The organism is Neobacillus sp. GCM10027624 (assembly GCF_042675345.1).
Classification (GTDB): Bacteria; Bacillota; Bacilli; order Bacillales; family Cytobacillaceae; genus Neobacillus; species Neobacillus cucumis_D.
In genome coordinates this window covers 374,814-392,069 of the sequence record NZ_JBHTHD010000003.1, presented here as the reverse complement: position 1 = coordinate 392,069, position 17,256 = coordinate 374,814, and the positions used below count along the sequence as shown (strand labels likewise).

General features: G+C 38.8%; 14 protein-coding genes and 3 pseudogenes. All 17 read right to left on the bottom strand.

Translation table 11 applies throughout. The features are described from left to right. Window position 1 precedes the first annotated feature (1 nt). Window positions 2-370, bottom strand: coding sequence for a VOC family protein (locus ACFQZ9_RS06875; RefSeq protein ID WP_232490113.1), 369 nt, complete (start codon window positions 368-370; stop codon window positions 2-4). An 836-nt stretch (window positions 371-1,206) separates the two neighbouring features. Further along, window positions 1,207-1,752, bottom strand: a complete 546-nt coding sequence (locus tag ACFQZ9_RS06870) for an outer spore coat protein CotE (protein WP_198311253.1) — start codon at window positions 1,750-1,752, stop codon at window positions 1,207-1,209. 246 nt (window positions 1,753-1,998) lie between these two features. Further along, window positions 1,999-2,454, bottom strand: coding sequence for a YlbF/YmcA family competence regulator (locus tag ACFQZ9_RS06865; RefSeq protein ID WP_498942845.1), 456 nt, complete (start codon window positions 2,452-2,454; stop codon window positions 1,999-2,001). A 1-nt stretch (window position 2,455) separates the two neighbouring features. Further along, window positions 2,456-4,000: a tRNA (N6-isopentenyl adenosine(37)-C2)-methylthiotransferase MiaB gene (miaB, locus tag ACFQZ9_RS06860; RefSeq protein ID WP_498942844.1), complete on the bottom strand. Its 1,545-nt coding sequence runs from the start codon at window positions 3,998-4,000 to the stop codon at window positions 2,456-2,458. A gap of 397 nt (window positions 4,001-4,397) precedes the next feature. Further along, entirely contained in the window at window positions 4,398-5,264 is an 867-nt protein-coding gene (locus ACFQZ9_RS06855) for a 2-oxoacid:ferredoxin oxidoreductase subunit beta (protein WP_498942843.1), read from the bottom strand. After that, the gene (locus ACFQZ9_RS06850) at window positions 5,265-7,001 is read right to left on the bottom strand and encodes a 2-oxoacid:acceptor oxidoreductase subunit alpha (protein WP_498942841.1); all 1,737 of its coding nucleotides are present in this window, start codon (window positions 6,999-7,001) and stop codon (window positions 5,265-5,267) included. A 449-nt stretch (window positions 7,002-7,450) separates the two neighbouring features. Further along, window positions 7,451-7,711 (bottom strand): stage V sporulation protein SpoVS, encoded by a 261-nt coding sequence (gene spoVS, locus ACFQZ9_RS06845; RefSeq protein ID WP_003211281.1) that lies wholly within the window; start codon window positions 7,709-7,711, stop codon window positions 7,451-7,453. Between the two features lie 165 nt (window positions 7,712-7,876). Continuing rightward, the gene (gene ymdB / locus ACFQZ9_RS06840) at window positions 7,877-8,674 is read right to left on the bottom strand and encodes a TIGR00282 family metallophosphoesterase (RefSeq protein ID WP_498942839.1); all 798 of its coding nucleotides are present in this window, start codon (window positions 8,672-8,674) and stop codon (window positions 7,877-7,879) included. A gap of 103 nt (window positions 8,675-8,777) precedes the next feature. Next, complete coding sequence (rny, locus tag ACFQZ9_RS06835; RefSeq protein WP_026574920.1) at window positions 8,778-10,337, bottom strand: ribonuclease Y; 1,560 nt, start codon at window positions 10,335-10,337, stop codon at window positions 8,778-8,780. A 316-nt stretch (window positions 10,338-10,653) separates the two neighbouring features. Further along, window positions 10,654-11,085, bottom strand: a pseudogene (locus tag ACFQZ9_RS06830) (recombinase RecA family protein); the annotation flags it as partial. 330 nt (window positions 11,086-11,415) lie between these two features. Next, a pseudogene (locus ACFQZ9_RS06825) lies at window positions 11,416-11,832 on the bottom strand (recombinase RecA family protein); the annotation flags it as partial. Between the two features lie 359 nt (window positions 11,833-12,191). After that, window positions 12,192-12,383, bottom strand: a pseudogene (locus ACFQZ9_RS06820) (recombinase RecA); the annotation flags it as partial. A 766-nt stretch (window positions 12,384-13,149) separates the two neighbouring features. After that, window positions 13,150-14,400: a competence/damage-inducible protein A gene (locus ACFQZ9_RS06815; RefSeq protein WP_498942837.1), complete on the bottom strand. Its 1,251-nt coding sequence runs from the start codon at window positions 14,398-14,400 to the stop codon at window positions 13,150-13,152. Between the two features lie 16 nt (window positions 14,401-14,416). Next, window positions 14,417-14,995 (bottom strand): CDP-diacylglycerol--glycerol-3-phosphate 3-phosphatidyltransferase, encoded by a 579-nt coding sequence (pgsA, locus tag ACFQZ9_RS06810; RefSeq protein ID WP_133332417.1) that lies wholly within the window; start codon window positions 14,993-14,995, stop codon window positions 14,417-14,419. Between the two features lie 96 nt (window positions 14,996-15,091). Beyond that, complete coding sequence (locus ACFQZ9_RS06805; RefSeq protein ID WP_198311245.1) at window positions 15,092-15,997, bottom strand: helix-turn-helix domain-containing protein; 906 nt, start codon at window positions 15,995-15,997, stop codon at window positions 15,092-15,094. A 20-nt stretch (window positions 15,998-16,017) separates the two neighbouring features. After that, on the bottom strand, window positions 16,018-16,809 hold the full coding sequence (locus tag ACFQZ9_RS06800) for a DUF3388 domain-containing protein (protein ID WP_198311244.1): 792 nt from the start codon (window positions 16,807-16,809) through the stop codon (window positions 16,018-16,020). Window positions 16,810-16,980: 171 nt separating this feature from the next. Further along, the gene (locus tag ACFQZ9_RS06795) at window positions 16,981-17,238 is read right to left on the bottom strand and encodes a DUF3243 domain-containing protein (RefSeq protein WP_026574914.1); all 258 of its coding nucleotides are present in this window, start codon (window positions 17,236-17,238) and stop codon (window positions 16,981-16,983) included. Window positions 17,239-17,256: the final 18 nt, after the last annotated feature.

Sequence of the window (17,256 nt, the reverse complement as noted above, 5' to 3'; positions counted from 1 at the left end):
TTTAAATGCCCACAGAATTCATCAAGACAATTCGCCAGCCATCCGGATCTTCAATGGTTACACCACCTCTTCCCCAATAAGGGTTTTCAGGGGCAACTTCACCGTACCCCATCGCCGAAAGTCTATGGACCATTCGCTCCAACTCAAACTGATTAGGAAGGTAAAAAACTAGTAAATGTTCTTTTGTGGGTATAGGCAAATCCACCTTTTCTTCTGACTGGGTAAATTCTAAATGGTAACTGTTATTAGGCAGACCGAACATTACTCCATCATACCCATCATGGCCGCGAAACTCGCCAATCTGTTCCAATCCAATGCCATTTCGATAAAATTCAATTATTTTATCGATTTGATTAGTTGGGCGTGCCATTCGGAACTGTACTGCTGGAACGCTTTCATTCCATTCCTTTCTCACAATGATGGTATATGGAAGTTCAGGATGCTTAAACCGTTCCGGCTGTTCCCCGGAAACAATTGCGGTAATAGGATGAATCGTTGCCCTTTGATCTGTCGGGTACCAATTTCTTCCTTCTCTTACGATTACAAAAACCCCCTGTTTATCTCCATAAAAAGCAAAAGTTTCACTTTCCTCTTTTTGATGGTCAGATACTTTAGAAAACAAAAGATTTTGCATTTCCTTTACGGAAGGAACGGGCAAGCCGATTTCTCCAACATCATACCATAGGGATTTCGGCTGATTTTCTCCCCAGTGAAAAGGTCTTTCGAGCATTTCGAGAATATTGCCGTCCGGATCATGAAAATACGCTTGTTTTCCTTGCCAAAACATGCTGTAATGCCCGTCTTCATCAGGTAATAATAGCTTTCTTTCAGCAAGTTTCTCATACATTTTGTCATAGTATTCCGAGTTTGTGCGGAAGCAAACATGATAATATGGTGTACGATTGTCCAATTCAAATACTAGTTTCGTTGTACCCGCCCTTACCGCAAAATAAGTTTCAGCCTCACTTATCAGTTCCATTTCTAAATCCTTAGTATAAAATCTCTTCATTTCTTCCAGTTTAAAGCATTTTAACTGCAGTTGATAGATTTTCAATTTTCTCACTCCCTTGCCTTTATTATAAGGCAAGTCCAATACAAAATTTGTCAGGCAAAGTCTTAAAATATCTCATTATTTTTAATGAAATTTTGTTAAAACTTGCCCAATGAAAAAAGAAAAAACTAGGAAGTAAAAACTCCCTAGTGTGTTTATTCTTCCTCTGAGCCGACTAAGAAATCTGGATTTAGTTCCTCGAATTCTTCGTCGTCTACATCCATTCCCCACTCCTCATCATCACAGTTACATCCTTCCGGGTTAATAACGACACAAACCTTTGTTTCGCCAATCACCTCGACCAGGAATTCCCTTTCAACATGGACGATGATGCGGTTTCCATTAGGGGAAATGACTGCTTCACAACAATTCGGTTGTTGCAGCACGCGTGCAACAATTTCATTGTCATCAAGGCAGTCATGGTCACGATACTTTAACTTTATGACATCCGTATATTGTACGCGTTCAGTGACAACCTCTGTTTTGGTATTATCATTATACGAGTACCAAGAGTTGATATCATAGGAACCGTGTATCTCTACTGTCTTGCCCACTTTTTTCGCGTTATATTTATGGTTGATAATCCAACAGCCAAGAATACTTGTTGGATTATGCGCCGGGCTAATCGTATGATTGGACTGGGTAAATTTACGTCCTTTCGCTACTACCGCCTTGGTTATTATCTCTCTGTATTCTCCCATTTCGCGCGAACCCTCCTCATTCAGTTTCATTTCATCCTATGCTAATAATTAGACTAGTGTGCGATATATTTTGAAGAACACTGGTTAAAAGTTTAGTCATGATTCATTTTATGCGGGATATTTATGTATGTTCCGAAGTAATCAGGATTTTGAGGTCTCTTCCTATTTTTATGAAGGGCGTGCTGGACTTAGAAGATATATAATCATAAGAAAAACCAGGCTTTATAAAAGCCTGGCTTACAATTTTTAATGTTCGTGGTCACAATCATCGTGGCCTTCACAAGCGCCGCCGCCATGTTTCAAGCTGGCACCCGTTTCACCCATCAATACATCTCCGCCGGTTGAAGTAATGATTTCATCGGTAACCGTATTGGAAATCGTTGAAGCTATAATTTGAAGTAATTCATTCACTTCAAGCTGTGATTGTTTAAAATCCTGGACAACAGGAATTTCATCCAATTCTTGTTCAATCGATGCAATTTTATCTTCCACTTTCTTCAAAGCTTCCGGTTTTCCATAATGCTGCAGGTTTACCGCTTGCTTTTGTAACCCTTTAATATCAGAAATTAACACTTTAACTTTAGAGTTCTCATGAATTTGTGCTTCCGCACGCTTGAAAAAATCAACTTCCTCTGTTTCCGCAATCATACGCGCTAGTTCTGTTGCACGAGCGACGATATCGTCTTTTGTATACTTCGCCACTTTACTTCACCTCTGCCGGTTCGAATTTCTCCACCATTTCTCCGTTTAATGACCATGTTTTTGCATCTGTAATTTTTACTTTTACAATCTTGCCAATTGCAGTTTTTGGAGCAAAAAAGTTTACAAGCTTGTTTTTAGATGTATATCCTGCAAGAACATCTGGATTGTTCTTACTTTCACCTTCAACAAGGACTTCCACAACTTGGCCTACATATTTTTTCATTGCTTCAGCAGAAAGCTCGTTCACAAGATTATTCAAACGCTGCAAACGCTCTTTCTTCACTTCCATCGGAACATTATCCTGCATTTTGGCAGCAGGAGTACCTTCCCGTGGAGAATAAATAAATGTATAAGCAATTTCAAACCCAACTTCACGGTAGAGTGATAAGGTTTCTTCAAACTGTTCATCCGTTTCATTTGGATAGCCAACAATGATATCAGTCGATAGTGCAACATTTGGAATCGCAGCTTTTATTTTACGAACAAGCTCTAAATATTGTTCTCTCGTATATTTCCGAGCCATAATTTTTAGTACTTCCGTTGAACCGGATTGAACAGGTAAATGGATATGATCCATTAAATTGCCACCCTTGGCAAGTACTTCAATTAAATGGTCATCAAAATCACGTGGATGGCTTGTGGTAAAACGTATTCTTGGTATATCAATTTTACGTAACTCATCCATTAAGTCACCTAGACCGTAGTTGATATCCTCTAAGTCTTTCCCGTAGGCATTCACGTTTTGACCAAGAAGTGTAATTTCTTGGTATCCTTGTGCAGCTAAATGACGAACCTCCTGAATAATTTCATCCGGTCTACGGCTGCGCTCTTTTCCACGTGTGTAAGGCACAATACAGTACGTACAGAATTTATCACAACCATACATTATGTTTACCCATGCTTTAATATTTCCGCGGCGGACTTTTGGAAGGTTCTCAATTACGTCGCCTTCCTTAGACCAAACTTCGATCACCATTTCCTTCGACATATAGGCTTCATGAAGAATGTTTGGCAGGCGGTGAATATTGTGGGTTCCAAAAATCATATCAACCTGCTGATAGGTTTTTAAAATCTTATTGACGACAGACTCTTCTTGGGACATACAGCCGCAAACGCCTAAAAGCAGGTCAGGTTTTTCCATTTTCAATGCCTTTAAGTGACCCAATTCACCGAAAACCTTGTTCTCTGCATTCTCACGGATGGCACAAGTATTTAAAAGAATAACATTGGCATCCTCCGTGTTATCTGTTGGCTCATAGCCTAAAGCTAAAAAGATTCCTGCCATTACCTCTGTATCATGTTCATTCATTTGGCATCCATAGGTGCGAATATAGAATTTACGCCCTTCACCCATGCCGCGGAATTCTTCCGGAATGGAAAAATCGTTATGATACTTAACTTCTTCTTTTCCGCGCTTTTTCGCTTCCTTTAACGAAGGAGCCGTTATCACTTGTTCAAAATACTTACTGTAATCCTTGGCGGATTTTTTGTCCGAAGAATTAGCAGACTTTACTTGTTTACTATCTAAACGTTGTTGTTCATTCATCAGGAAAAATCTCCTTTCTTGATTTTAATCATAAGATGCTTCCTCTATGAAAATTAAATTTGCCAGTCCTTACCATTTATTTGCAGTTTGGCAAGGGTGCACAATAATCTGCACATTATTATAGTATAAAGGTTTATAGGAATGAAAACAATAAAAAATCCCTGTCTACACACCAGTGATAAAATGGTTGGGCAATCAAAATATACCTATGTAGAATTCACCGCTCAATGGCTAATTGTAGCTTATTTTCCCAACAAAATATGTGACAATCCTCACGTAATACATAAAGTGTAGACTAAGCAGCCAGAGATTAAACCTTTGAAAGGAGGAATTTGGAATTTCATAGAGTTGATAAAAAAACCCGTGGTCTCGTAACCACGGGTTTTTACAATTTCTATTACATAAACTCTGCTGCAAGTTTATCAAAATGCGCTTGATCAAGGTTAAGATCAGCATTTACTAAAGGCTCCTCAGAGTATCCTTTAATTAATTCTTGATAAGAAGCACGCTCAGTGTTTTGGTAAATAAGACCAGTCACAAGGCCATTATGCTTCATTAATGTTTGCATAGCCATTTCACGGTTTGATGGATCATAACCTTCAATGTCGCTTAACTTTGATAAGTTTTCTTTAAACCAGTCATATGTGTTCACTTTATTGTAAGTAACACAAGGACTGAAAACGTTAATTAAAGAGAAACCTTTATGTTTAATTCCAGCTTCAATTAAAGCTGTTAAATCTTTTAAATCAGTTGAGAAGCTTTGTGCTACAAAAGTACCACCGACCGTTAAAGCCATTTCCATTGGAGAAATTGCTTGTTCAATGGATCCGCCTGGAGTTGACTTTGTTTTAAAGCCTTCAGCAGAACGTGGTGATGTTTGACCTTTTGTTAAACCATAAATTTGGTTATCCATTACGATATACGTTACGTCCAAATTACGGCGAATCGCATGGATTGTATGTGCCATACCGATAGCATAACCATCACCGTCACCGCCGGATGCGATTACAGTTAAATCACGGTTTGCCATTTTAACACCTTGAGCAATTGGAAGTGAACGTCCATGAATACCATGGAAGCCATAAGCATTTATATAACCAGAGATACGACCAGAACAGCCAATCCCTGAAATAACTGCAAGATTTTCAGGTTCTAAACCAACATTTGCTGCAGCACGTTGCATTGCAGCTTGTACAGAGAAGTCGCCACAGCCAGGGCACCAGTTCGGTTTTACATCATTTCTAAAGTCTTTAAAAGTGGCCACTTAGAACAACTCCTTACATTTTGAATAAACTTCATGTGGTAAAAATGGATTTCCATCATATTTAACAAACTTCGTAATTTTTTCAGCATGACCAACATTCATTTTCATAATATTAGCAAGCTGACCGGTTGCATTATTTTCTACAACAAGTACTTTTTTCGCAGAACGAATAAGCGGAAGAATTTCATCTGATGGGAACGGATGGATTAAACGAACCTGCGCATGATTCACTTTCATTCCGTCCTTATCCAAGCGACCCATTGCTTCTTCAATAGCACCGCGAGTTGAGTTGAAACCTACAACTAGGATATCAGCATCTTCATGTGGTGCATTTTTATAAACAGGTGTATCAAAACGAATATTTTCAACCTTACGGAAACGTTTGTCCATTTGAGCAATACGATTTGCTGCTGATTCAGATGGTTTACCAGTTTCAGCGTGTTCAACACCTGTTACGTGGTGAATACCATTTTTCATTCCTGGAATTGTACGCGGTGATACACCATCTTCTGTTACTTCATAACGCTTGAAATAACCTTTGTTTTCAATTTCAGGAAGTTCTTCTGTTACAAGTTTACCGCGTCTAATTTCTACTTTAGAAGCATCAAGTGGTTCCACTGTTTGCTTACCTAATGATAATTGAAGATCAGATAAAACAATTACTGGACACTGATATTCTTCAGCAAGGTTGAACGCTTCTGCTGTATCATAGAAAGCCTCTTCAACTGTACTTGGAGCCATAACAATCTTTGGAATTTCTCCGTGCGTACCATAAATCATGGCCATTAAGTCTGATTGTTCTTGTTTTGTTGGTAATCCTGTTGAAGGACCTCCACGCTGTGTATCAACAATAACAATTGGAGTTTCAGTGATACCTGCAAGGCCAATTGCTTCCATCTTCAATGATAACCCAGGGCCAGAAGATGCAGTTAGGGCACGAACGCCGCCATAGTTTGCACCAATTGTCATTGTACATGCAGCAATTTCATCTTCAGTTTGAATAACTGTTCCGCCAAGAGCAGGTAATTTTTTAATTAAATATTCCATGATATCTGAAGCAGGAGTAATTGGATATGCTGCCATAAAACGACATCCACCTGCAATAGCGCCTAGAGCGATTGCATCGTTTCCAATCATGTACATCCGTTTTTTACCATCAGCTTTTGCAAGTTCCATTGTTGGAACGTTAGCATCCATTTTTTCCTTCATATACTCAAAGCCGGCTTTGATTGCATCCATGTTCTTCGCAACTACTTGCTCGCCCTTTTTACCAAAGATTTCACGAACTACTTCTTCAAAAACATGAATGTCTAAATCTAATACCGCAGATGTAGCACCAATTGCTACCATGTTTTTCATTAAAGAAGTACCTAATTCAGTAGCCATTTCAGTAAATGGAACCGCATACAACGAGCTTTCCGTATCTTCCGGTTTCTTTGGATTAAACTTTGCATCTGCAAGAATTACGCCGCTGCTAGGAAGTTCTTTGTAGTTAACGTCAATCGTTTCTTGGTCAAACGCAACAAGAATATCAAGATCATCAGAAATTGATCGAACATCTGTAGTGCTTACTCTAATCTTGTTGTTTGTATGACCGCCTTTAATACGTGAAGAAAAGTGACGATAACCATACAAGTAATACCCCAGGCGATTCAATGCAATTGCAAAGATTTCCCCAGTACTTTCAATACCTTCCCCTTGTTGTCCTCCAACTTTCCACGAAAGTTGATTGATCATGACTTACACCCCTTTGGATATGTAAAAAATAAGTAATCTAATCATCTAAAACTATAGCACATTTCCAAGTAAACCACTAGACTTTTACACTTTAAAGCCAAAAAGTATTTTATTTAGATACGTACTAAACGCTTACAATAATAGACCTATGAACTAAAAATTGCAACCCTTTAAATAAAAATATTGACTAAAATATGAATATTTTTTTATTATTAAAAACCTGCGTATTTTGGTAATGTTTTACCGAATTAAATTGTTAATTAAAAAACTTAGAATCATGCTGTCCTACTGCAGTTTTTTCATTGTCCATATCCTAATCCTACTATTGTTTTATATATACCAAAATAATAATTTTACTGGATAATTTACATAAAAATACCTGCTCGGCTTTCAACCGGCAGGTAAAGGATTGATTATTGTAGCCCTTCATTTAATACTTACTACTTTGTTTATCTCGGCTCAACAATGAGCTTTATAGCTGTGCGTTCTTCCCCGTCTATTAAAATATCGGTAAACGCAGGGATGCAAATCAGATCAACTCCGCTAGGTGCTACAAATCCTCGAGCGATCGCTACTGCCTTAACGGCTTGATTTAATGCACCCGCACCAATTGCCTGTATCTCCGCTGCCCCTCTTTCACGAAGAACTCCGGCAAGCGCACCAGCTACAGAATTAGGATTAGACTTTGCTGAAACTTTTAATATTTCCATTCCTAGCTCCTCCTTGTTTAATCCCGATCCCGCATGAGCAGTTCATGAACCAATCAGGTATATATAATACTCCACTGCTACTATATTCGGGCGGCAAAAAACATATTCCGGCTTGGACAAAAAAAGTTCAAATAAAATGCGAAAAAACCCTGCATATAGAAGGGTTTAAGAATACCATGGATGGTCATCATTTATTAAGATTCGCTCGATCTTTTTACATTTGCCGGTTTTCCGATCCAATTCAATCATTACTGCACTTAGCTGTGTTCGGCCTGTTTTTGGAACTTCAAAGCGAACTGGGAGACTCATTAGAAACCTCTTGAGAACCGCATCCCTTTCTACACCGAGAATCCCATCATAAGGACCCGTCATCCCAACATCGGTTAGATATCCTGTCCCTTCAGGCAAGATACGATTATCCGCTGTCTGAACATGTGTATGAGTCCCAACAACAGCTGAGACTCGGCCATCAAGATACCAGCCCATCGCTTGCTTTTCACTCGTTACCTCAGCATGAAAATCAACAAAAATAAATGGGGTCCGAGCACGTGCAATTTCCACCAATTCATCTGCTTTTCTAAAAGGACAGTCTAATGGAGCCATAAAGGTACGCCCTTGTAAATTTATTACAGCAATTTCAACATCGTTCAATTTAAAAAATCCTATCCCTTTGCCAGGAGTCCCTTCCGGAAAATTTGCAGGACGGACCATATTTTTGGCACTATCGATAAATTCGAAGATTTCTTTATTATCCCAAGCGTGGTTCCCAAGTGTGATTGCCTGCGCCCCGAAACTTAAAAATTCACGGTAAATCTTTTCCGTGATTCCTTTTCCTGAAGCTGCATTCTCCCCGTTGATGATTGTAAAATTAGGGCGGAATTTCTCTTTTAATTTAGGTAAATATTCTTTGACCATATCACGGCCTGGTGACCCTACAACATCACCGATAAATAATATATTCATTTTTTTACCCTTTCTCTCTAAAAATATCTTCTATCTTAAATTGTAACACAATATTAATTCCTTTAATCTTTGGCAAAAAATAAAGCGGTGCGAATGCACCGCTTTATTTTGCGTATTCTACAGCCCGTGTTTCACGGATAACTGTCACTTTAATATGTCCTGGGTAATCAAGTTCTTCTTCAATACGCTTACGGATATCACGTGCTAAGCGATGTGCAGCCAAATCATCGATTGCATCTGGTCGAACAATGATCCGAACTTCACGACCTGCTTGAATCGCAAATGACTTTTCAACGCCTTCATATGACTCGGAAATTTCTTCGAGCTTTTCAAGTCGGCGGATATAGTTTTCAAGAGTCTCACTGCGTGCCCCTGGTCTAGCTGCAGATAATGCATCGGCTGCAGCCACAAGTACAGCGATAATGGATGTTGGTTCTGTATCCCCATGGTGAGAAGCAATACTGTTAATGACAACAGGGTGTTCTTTATACTTTGTAGCAAGTTCAACCCCGATTTCAACATGGCTTCCTTCCACTTCATGGTCAATCGCTTTTCCGATATCGTGAAGTAATCCTGCTCGGCGTGCTAATGTTTCATCTTCTCCAAGTTCAGCTGCAAGCAGCCCTGAAAGCTGTGCAACCTCCATCGAGTGTTTAAGAACATTTTGCCCGTAGCTTGTGCGGAATTTCAAACGGCCAAGAATTTTGATAAGATCCGGATGTAGCCCGTGAACACCGACTTCAAATGTCGTTTGTTCTCCAACCTCACGAATATACTCATCTACTTCCCGACGAGATTTTTCTACCATTTCCTCAATACGTGCAGGATGGATCCGACCATCTTGGACTAGTTTTTCCAGTGCAAGTCGTGCAGTTTCACGACGAATTGGGTCAAACCCTGATAAAATGACAGCTTCTGGCGTATCATCGATAATTAAATCAATCCCTGTCAATGTTTCAAGAGTACGGATATTACGTCCCTCACGGCCGATAATACGACCCTTCATTTCATCATTCGGCAGGTTGACTACAGAGACAGTTGTTTCCGCAACATGGTCAGCAGCGCAACGCTGGATTGCCAGCGATAAAATTTCCTTTGCTTTCTTGTCGGCGTCTTCTTTCGCTCGATTTTCACTTTCCTTGATCATAATGGCTGTATCATGAGAAAGTTCCTGCTCAACACGATCTAATATAATCGCTTTTGCTTCTTCGCGCGTCAAGCTCGAAATTCGTTCGAGTTCACTTTGTTGTGTTCTAACCAACTCGTCCACTTTGCTTTCCATCTCTTCAATATGCTGTTGTCTTTGGTTTAGAGAATCATCCTTCTTTTCTAAAAGAGTTTCACGCTTATTTAACGATTCATCTTTTCGATCTAAATTCTCTTCTCTTTGCAGTAAACGGTTTTCTTGTTTTTGCAGTTCATTTCTTCGTTCACGAACCTCACGTTCAGCTTCAGTACGAAGCTTGTGAATTTCATCCTTTGCCTCGAGCAATGCCTCTTTTTTCAATGCATCAGCATCACGCTTTGCATCATCAAGGATTTGCTCTGCAGCACTCTTTGCTCCTGCAATTTTTGTTTCGGCAGAGGATTTACGAATAAAATAGCCAACAACGGCACCGACGATAAGGCCAAGCAAAATGGAGATGAGTGTAATTGGTTCCATCGTTACACCTCCTCTTGCTATGAACTTTTGTTACATTTTTAAGTGTCGGCATGTACATTGTTTAGACTCAACATACAGCAAGCACCATGGCTTTTCAATGTAATATTTCCAAAAATGTAAAATATACATGTTAATTGTAAATGTGCGCAAATTTATTGTCAAGGGTAGATACAGACAGACGTTTGAAATATTTTGAAATTGTTCAATGTTTTACAAACTTTGGAGGAATTTTAATTTGAATAAATATACATTTTTATGTATTAAAATTCATTTTTTAAAAAAGAGCAAAGCCGATTTCCGGATTTGCTCTTTTATTTTAGTCAATTAGTTCAAATTGATCTGGTTCGTCTGTCTCGGTAACAGTCTTATCTCCATCTAATCCGTAGTGATCACGAATTTTCTGTTGAATGTCCAGACGAATTTCAGGGTTTTCTTTTAAGAATAGTTTCGCATTTTCACGTCCTTGGCCAAGTCTTTCGTCGTTATAAGAATACCAAGAACCACTCTTTTGAACGATATCTAATTCTGAGCCAAGATCGATGATCTCACCCTCTTTAGAAATCCCTTCACCATACATAATATCCACTTCTGCTGTACGGAATGGAGGTGCAACTTTATTTTTGACGACTTTAATTTTTGTTTTATTACCGACCATGTCATTTCCTTGTTTTAAGGTTTCTGCACGGCGGACTTCAAGACGGATCGTTGAATAGAACTTAAGCGCACGACCGCCTGGTGTTGTTTCTGGCATATTCTATAGATTTACCATTTCTATAGTGTGGACTATCTCTTCATCTCTATGTTAGAGAGCCTTGCACTTCCAGCAGCAGCCTATCTTCTGCCGTACCCTACTCGGTTAGCTCAATTGAACTCCTTTTGGTAGTCTCTACACCTTCCTTATAACTATAAGGCTTGGCACGGTATTACCCATGATTGGCGGGCTTCACCGTTAGCAATGTTTCCATCACACCCCTAGGCAATAGGGTTCACAAGGTTTTTTTACTTGCTATCGCTAGCAAGGGAAACCCAGAGTAAAATTCTTAATCTCTGTGTTAGATTAAGAAACAACTACAAGTTGATTTCCGAACATAACTCCAACTTTTTCACGAATTTGGTTGATAAATACTGCGATTGTTTTTGATTTATTGATGGCACCTGATAGTTTACGAAGGGCTTGAGACATTAAACGTGCCTGCAAACCTACATGAGCGTCACCCATTTCGCCCTCAATCTCCGCTTTTGGAACTAAGGCTGCTACTGAGTCGATAACAATAATATCGACTGCACCGCTTCGAACAAGTGCTTCAGCAATTTCAAGGGCTTGTTCACCTGTGTCTGGCTGCGATAATAATAATTCATCAATGTTAACACCAAGTTTTTGGGCATAAGTTGGATCGAGTGCATGCTCGGCGTCAATAAATGCTGCTTGGCCGCCTTTTGCTTGTACTTCTGCAATTGCATGTAATGCTACTGTGGTTTTACCAGATGATTCGGGCAGGATTGTTATACACAAGGCTTTTTATCCTTGCTTCTGGAGGTCACCCTCATTATTACACGCTCTGGTAAACGTATAACTACAGTTGGTCGATTCCAACTCAGCTCAGCGTACATATTCTCCCTCAGCATAATCCGTTAGGGAAGGGACACTCTTGCCGAGGTTATATTCTACATTTGTAGGTTCACTCGGTACGCGTTACGGTACTTGATGCTTTTTAATTCATCCAGTTACCTCGGAATTTTCTCAAACAATGAGATGTTTTCCGATTTTGCCCCTTTCGTCTTATTGGTTTCCCAATAAGCGGGCGAGTTTCGCAAACTAATAAAAGTAAAAAACTTGAGTTGCGAAAATCATTCACCATAAATTTCAATTATTCTTCCTCTTGGGTATCCACCTACTCCAAGAGCTGTATCAAGTGCTAATGATCCACTTGGTACTGTTGAAATCCTTGTTTCTGTCTGCTCACCCATTTTCATTATTGAGCCTTTACCAAATTGCTTCTCTATTTGCTTTAGAGCCATTTCTAAAGCCGCTTTACGATCACTCACTAAATCGTTCCTCCTCATATATATAAATATAATGATTAAAGCCACAAACTATTAAATTAAAACCTATTAATAATATAACCTCTTTTCGTCTTTTTGTCGAGAAAAAAGACGAACATTCATTCGACTAAATTGCGTGGAATCTATATGTAAAAACAGGTAAATCCGTCGGATAAATGGAACTTTTATATGAATTTGCCCAAGGCAAATAAAGGAATCCAATTATTATCTGATAATTACATTTTAATTTTTTAGCGATTGATTGTACTTACCACATATCCCATCTTATTTTCCAGTTAGAGTATAAAACTTTCCAGTTTACACTATTTAGTTTCCGCTTGAGCCATCTTATTTTCCAATACCCTTAAAAGACCCGAAAATTAGACTATTAATCCTAGGTACTATCAATTTAGAGTCAAATTTTTGATGAAAATTAGGTATTTCAAGTCCCTATTTTCCACTTTGAGCATTTTATTTTCCGATTTCCACAAAATACTTTCTAGTTTTCACTATTTATTTTCCACTTGAGCAATTTTATTTTCCATTGCCCTCAAATTAGCCAGAATTAGATTATTAATCAAAGGTAGTATCAAAATAGAGTCAAATTTTTGATGAAAATTAGGTATTTCAAGTCCTTATTTTCCACTTAGAGTATTTTATTTTCCGATTTTCACAAAATACTTTCCACTTTCCCTGTTTTATTTTCCACTCCTACCTCTTTATTCCACATTGCCCCCCAATCAAAACAAAAAAGAATCACAGAACGCCTCTAAGCATTCTGTGATTCTTTTAAATGTTTAAGCAAATAATAGCAACCAAATTTCACTGCACGGGTCCGGTTCGCTTCCCTTGAACCGGCAAGGATTACTTTTTCCACAACACCCGGTTGTCCCTTAATAGAAAGTCCAATATAAACCGTACCAACCGGCTTTCCTTCCTGTTCATCCGGTCCGGCAACTCCTGTAAAACTGATGCCAATATCCGCACCTACAAGACTTGAAACATTTTCAGCTAACTCCAACGCACTCTGCTCACTTACAACTCCGTACGTATCAATAGTTTCCTGCTTCACTTTTAACACCTGGTGTTTCACTTCATTTGTATAGCAAACAACGCCGCCTTTTAAAATCGAACTTGCACCGGGGACGGAGGTTAACTCCTTCTGAAACATTCCGCCTGTCAGGCTTTCGGCAGCCCCAATGGTTACATTCTTCGCTTTTAAAACTTTGCTTAACTCTTCAACTAGCGATGTATTGTTATAGCCATATAAAAATTGTCCGACTCGGGCACTAATCTTTTGCTCAATCTCATCGAGCATTTTAATAGCCATATCATGGTCCTGATGCTTCGCCGTTAATCTTAAGGTTACCTCGCCATCACCAGCTAATGGGGCAATCGTAGGATTACTCTGTGAATCAATGAGATCGATAATTTCAGTTTCCAATGCGGCTTCGCCAATCCCGAAAAAGCGTAGCACTCTGGATACAATTTTATCATTACTCTTCACTTGCAATGACAATGCCGTAAGACCGTATTCAATGAACATCGGTTCCATTTCCTTCGGCGGTCCAGGCAATAGCATATAAACATGCCCCTTACTCTCAACCACCATTCCCGGTGCCATCCCGTGATCATTGGCCAAAACGTGAGAGCCTTCTAATACAAGTGCTTGTTTCCGATTATTTTCCGTCATCTGACGATTTGTTTTCTTAAAATAAGCCTCAATTGACTCCAAGGCATTTTCGTCAAAAACCAATTCCTTACCGATATGCTTTGCAATCGTTTCTTTCGTCAAATCATCTTTCGTTGGCCCCAGACCGCCTGTAAAAATAATCAAATCAGATCGGTCTTCGGCAATCTCGATAGCGGATTTTAAACGATCAGGGTTATCTCCAACTACGGTATGATAATAGACATTAATGCCTGCACCTGCTAAATGCTGAGAGATAAACCGTGCATTTGTATTGACAATTTGCCCAAGAAGTAACTCTGAGCCAACCGCGATAATTTCTGCGTTCACAATCCATCACTTCCTATTATTTAGAATTCTTCAGCACATGGCTGTTTTTCGCAAAATAATCCCAGCCCGACCAGATGGTAAAAATCAATGCTACCCATAAGGCAATATCAGCAAATGGGAATGAGACCATTTCAAACAAAATATTATGTAATAGAAGTGCAGAAATCGCAATGATCTGCGTCCACGTTTTAATTTTCCCAAGCATATTTGCCGCAACAACCTCGCCTTCACCGGCAAGCAGCAGGCGTAGTCCCGTAACCGCAAACTCCCTGCTAATGATGACAATGACAATCCATGACGCAGCGTACCCCAGCTCAACTAGCACAATCAAAGCTGCAGAAACAAGTAATTTATCAGCGAGGGGATCTAGGAATTTCCCCATATTTGTCACAAGATTATATTTGCGGGCGTAATACCCGTCCACCCAGTCAGTAGTAGAGGCAATAATAAAGATAAGAGCCCCAACAAAATGGGTAACCGGCAGGTCAACTCCAAGCAAATGTAAATTTCCCCATTTAAAGGGGACTAGCATAATGATTAAGAATATTGGAATTAATAATATTCTCGATACCGTTATCCTATTTGGTATATTCATAAAATTTCCTCCTAATTAAAAAACAAGAACACAATTGAAATAAACTAAACTATTTCAATTTAATAAAAAACTGAAAAATAGTCATCATTACGATGACTATTTGTTCTTCGGAACATATTGAATCGTAATGTTCTGACGAACCATTTCAGTCGGTGCCACTGCATACTCTAGCTTTTGATCATTTACATAAATCTCCGTGTCCAATGTTCTGCCTACAACAATCACAGCCTGATTTTCCTTCGATAAATCTACTGTTTTACTATCTGTACCATCTGTAGTTAGCATCCCCTGGAAGAAAGAATAACCCTTGCCATTCTTAATATTCACCCATGTTTGACCCTTTGAAACCAATTTAACTTTAAATTTATCTGTGTTGCTTAATTTAAATGTGGTATTTGGGCCGCTGCTTTGAACCACTTTTAAATCCTGCTGAGAAGCGGTTTCAGCAGAAGTATTTCCGTTGTTCTTATTTTCATTTGTACTGTTTTTAACTTTTGTAGCTTTTGATTTTTTTGTTTCTGTCGCTTTTGCCTCTTCAAGATTTTGAGACTTTTCAAGTTTAGCCTGGTCATTCATCTTATTAATGGATTCATTCGAATCACTGCTCGCATGACTTAATAGAAAATAATAGACTAACCCTGCAACCCCAATAACAAAAACACCAATTAGTATTTTCGGAAGCACATCAAAAAATTTCGAATTCCCTTCTGAAATCGCTTTGCGGCTTTTCACCCTCGATAATTGATCCGTTATTTCTTCATTATGAGTGATAGGGATATCACTTTTATAGGTTTCAAAAACTTCATCGGGATTTAGTTGAAGCGCCTCTGCATACTGCTTAATAAAGGCACGGACATAAAAATTCCCCGGCATACTAGAGTAATTTCCTTCTTCAATACCAATTAAGTAACGCTTTTGGATTTTTGTAATTGCCTGTACATCGTCCAAACTCAAGTTTTTGGCTAATCGGGCTTCTTTTAGTCGATTACCTAATTCAGTCAACTTTTAACACCTTCCAATTTTCAAAAATCAAAATCTCCAAAATCAGACCCGGAGAGTAAGTTATTCTGTTCTACTACCTCATATGTAATCTCTTCGTCCGCGTCATTTCTTAACTCGATAATGTAATCAAAATCATCGAGTGTGTACTCTGAATTTTGAACGAAAACGTCTGGATGTTCTATTACCTTCACGGCAGGCATACGCATTATTTCACGAACAAGCTGCCAATGGCGTTCACTTGCACGTTTCGTTGAGACAATCCCATCCAAAATATATAAATTATTTTCATTATACTCATCTTGAATTAGCTGATTTCGGATTGTTTGTTTTAAAAGAGTGGAAGAAACGAACAACCACCTTTTATTCGCACAAACACTTGCCGCAACAAGAGATTCTGTTTTGCCAACACGAGGCATCCCACGAATTCCAATTAACTTATGGCCCTCCTGTTTAAACAATTCTGCCATAAAATCAACTAATAATCCAAGTTCATCCCTTACAAAGCGGAATGTTTTTTTATCATCCGCATCTCTCTGTATATAACGCCCATGTCTGACGGCGAGACGATCACGCAGTTTTGGTTCTCTCAACTTGATTAATTTTATTGTATCCATTGTATTAAGAATTGACTCTAAACGTTTAATTTGATCATCATCTTTTGCTTTAATTAAAAGGCCGCGTCTGCCTTCATCCACACCATTAATCGTTACAATATTAATGGCAAGCATACCTAATAGCGATGAAATGTCGCCCAACAAACCGGGACGGTTTTTTTGAATCTCATATTCTAAATACCATTCTTTTTTCTCCACAATAAAAACCCCCTAAGTATAGGCGTGAATGATTCGACAAATTTTCACATTCCGATATCTAAACCTTATAATAAATGATTTTGAGTGAAGATGAAAGAAAAAACAAGGAGAATGACCTTAAATCAGGGAGAAAATATAAACAAAGAAAAAAAGAGAGGACCTGCCTCTCTCTTAACGAGTACCGTTATTTGAAATAAGTTTAACCATTATATTGGCAATAGCTTGTTGTTCTTGTTTGTCTGCAACAGACCATAAATCTGAAAGAACTCTTTGCTGCTCATTTTTTGGCTCTACCTGGCTTGCTAAATAATCACCAATTTGAAATGCAAGGTTGTTGACAGCTCCCTCACTCATTCCCTCATTTTGCGCATGATGCAGACGATCAGCTAAAAAGTCTTCCCACTGTTTCCAGTTATCTAAAACAGACATTTAAAACCCTCCTTTAGA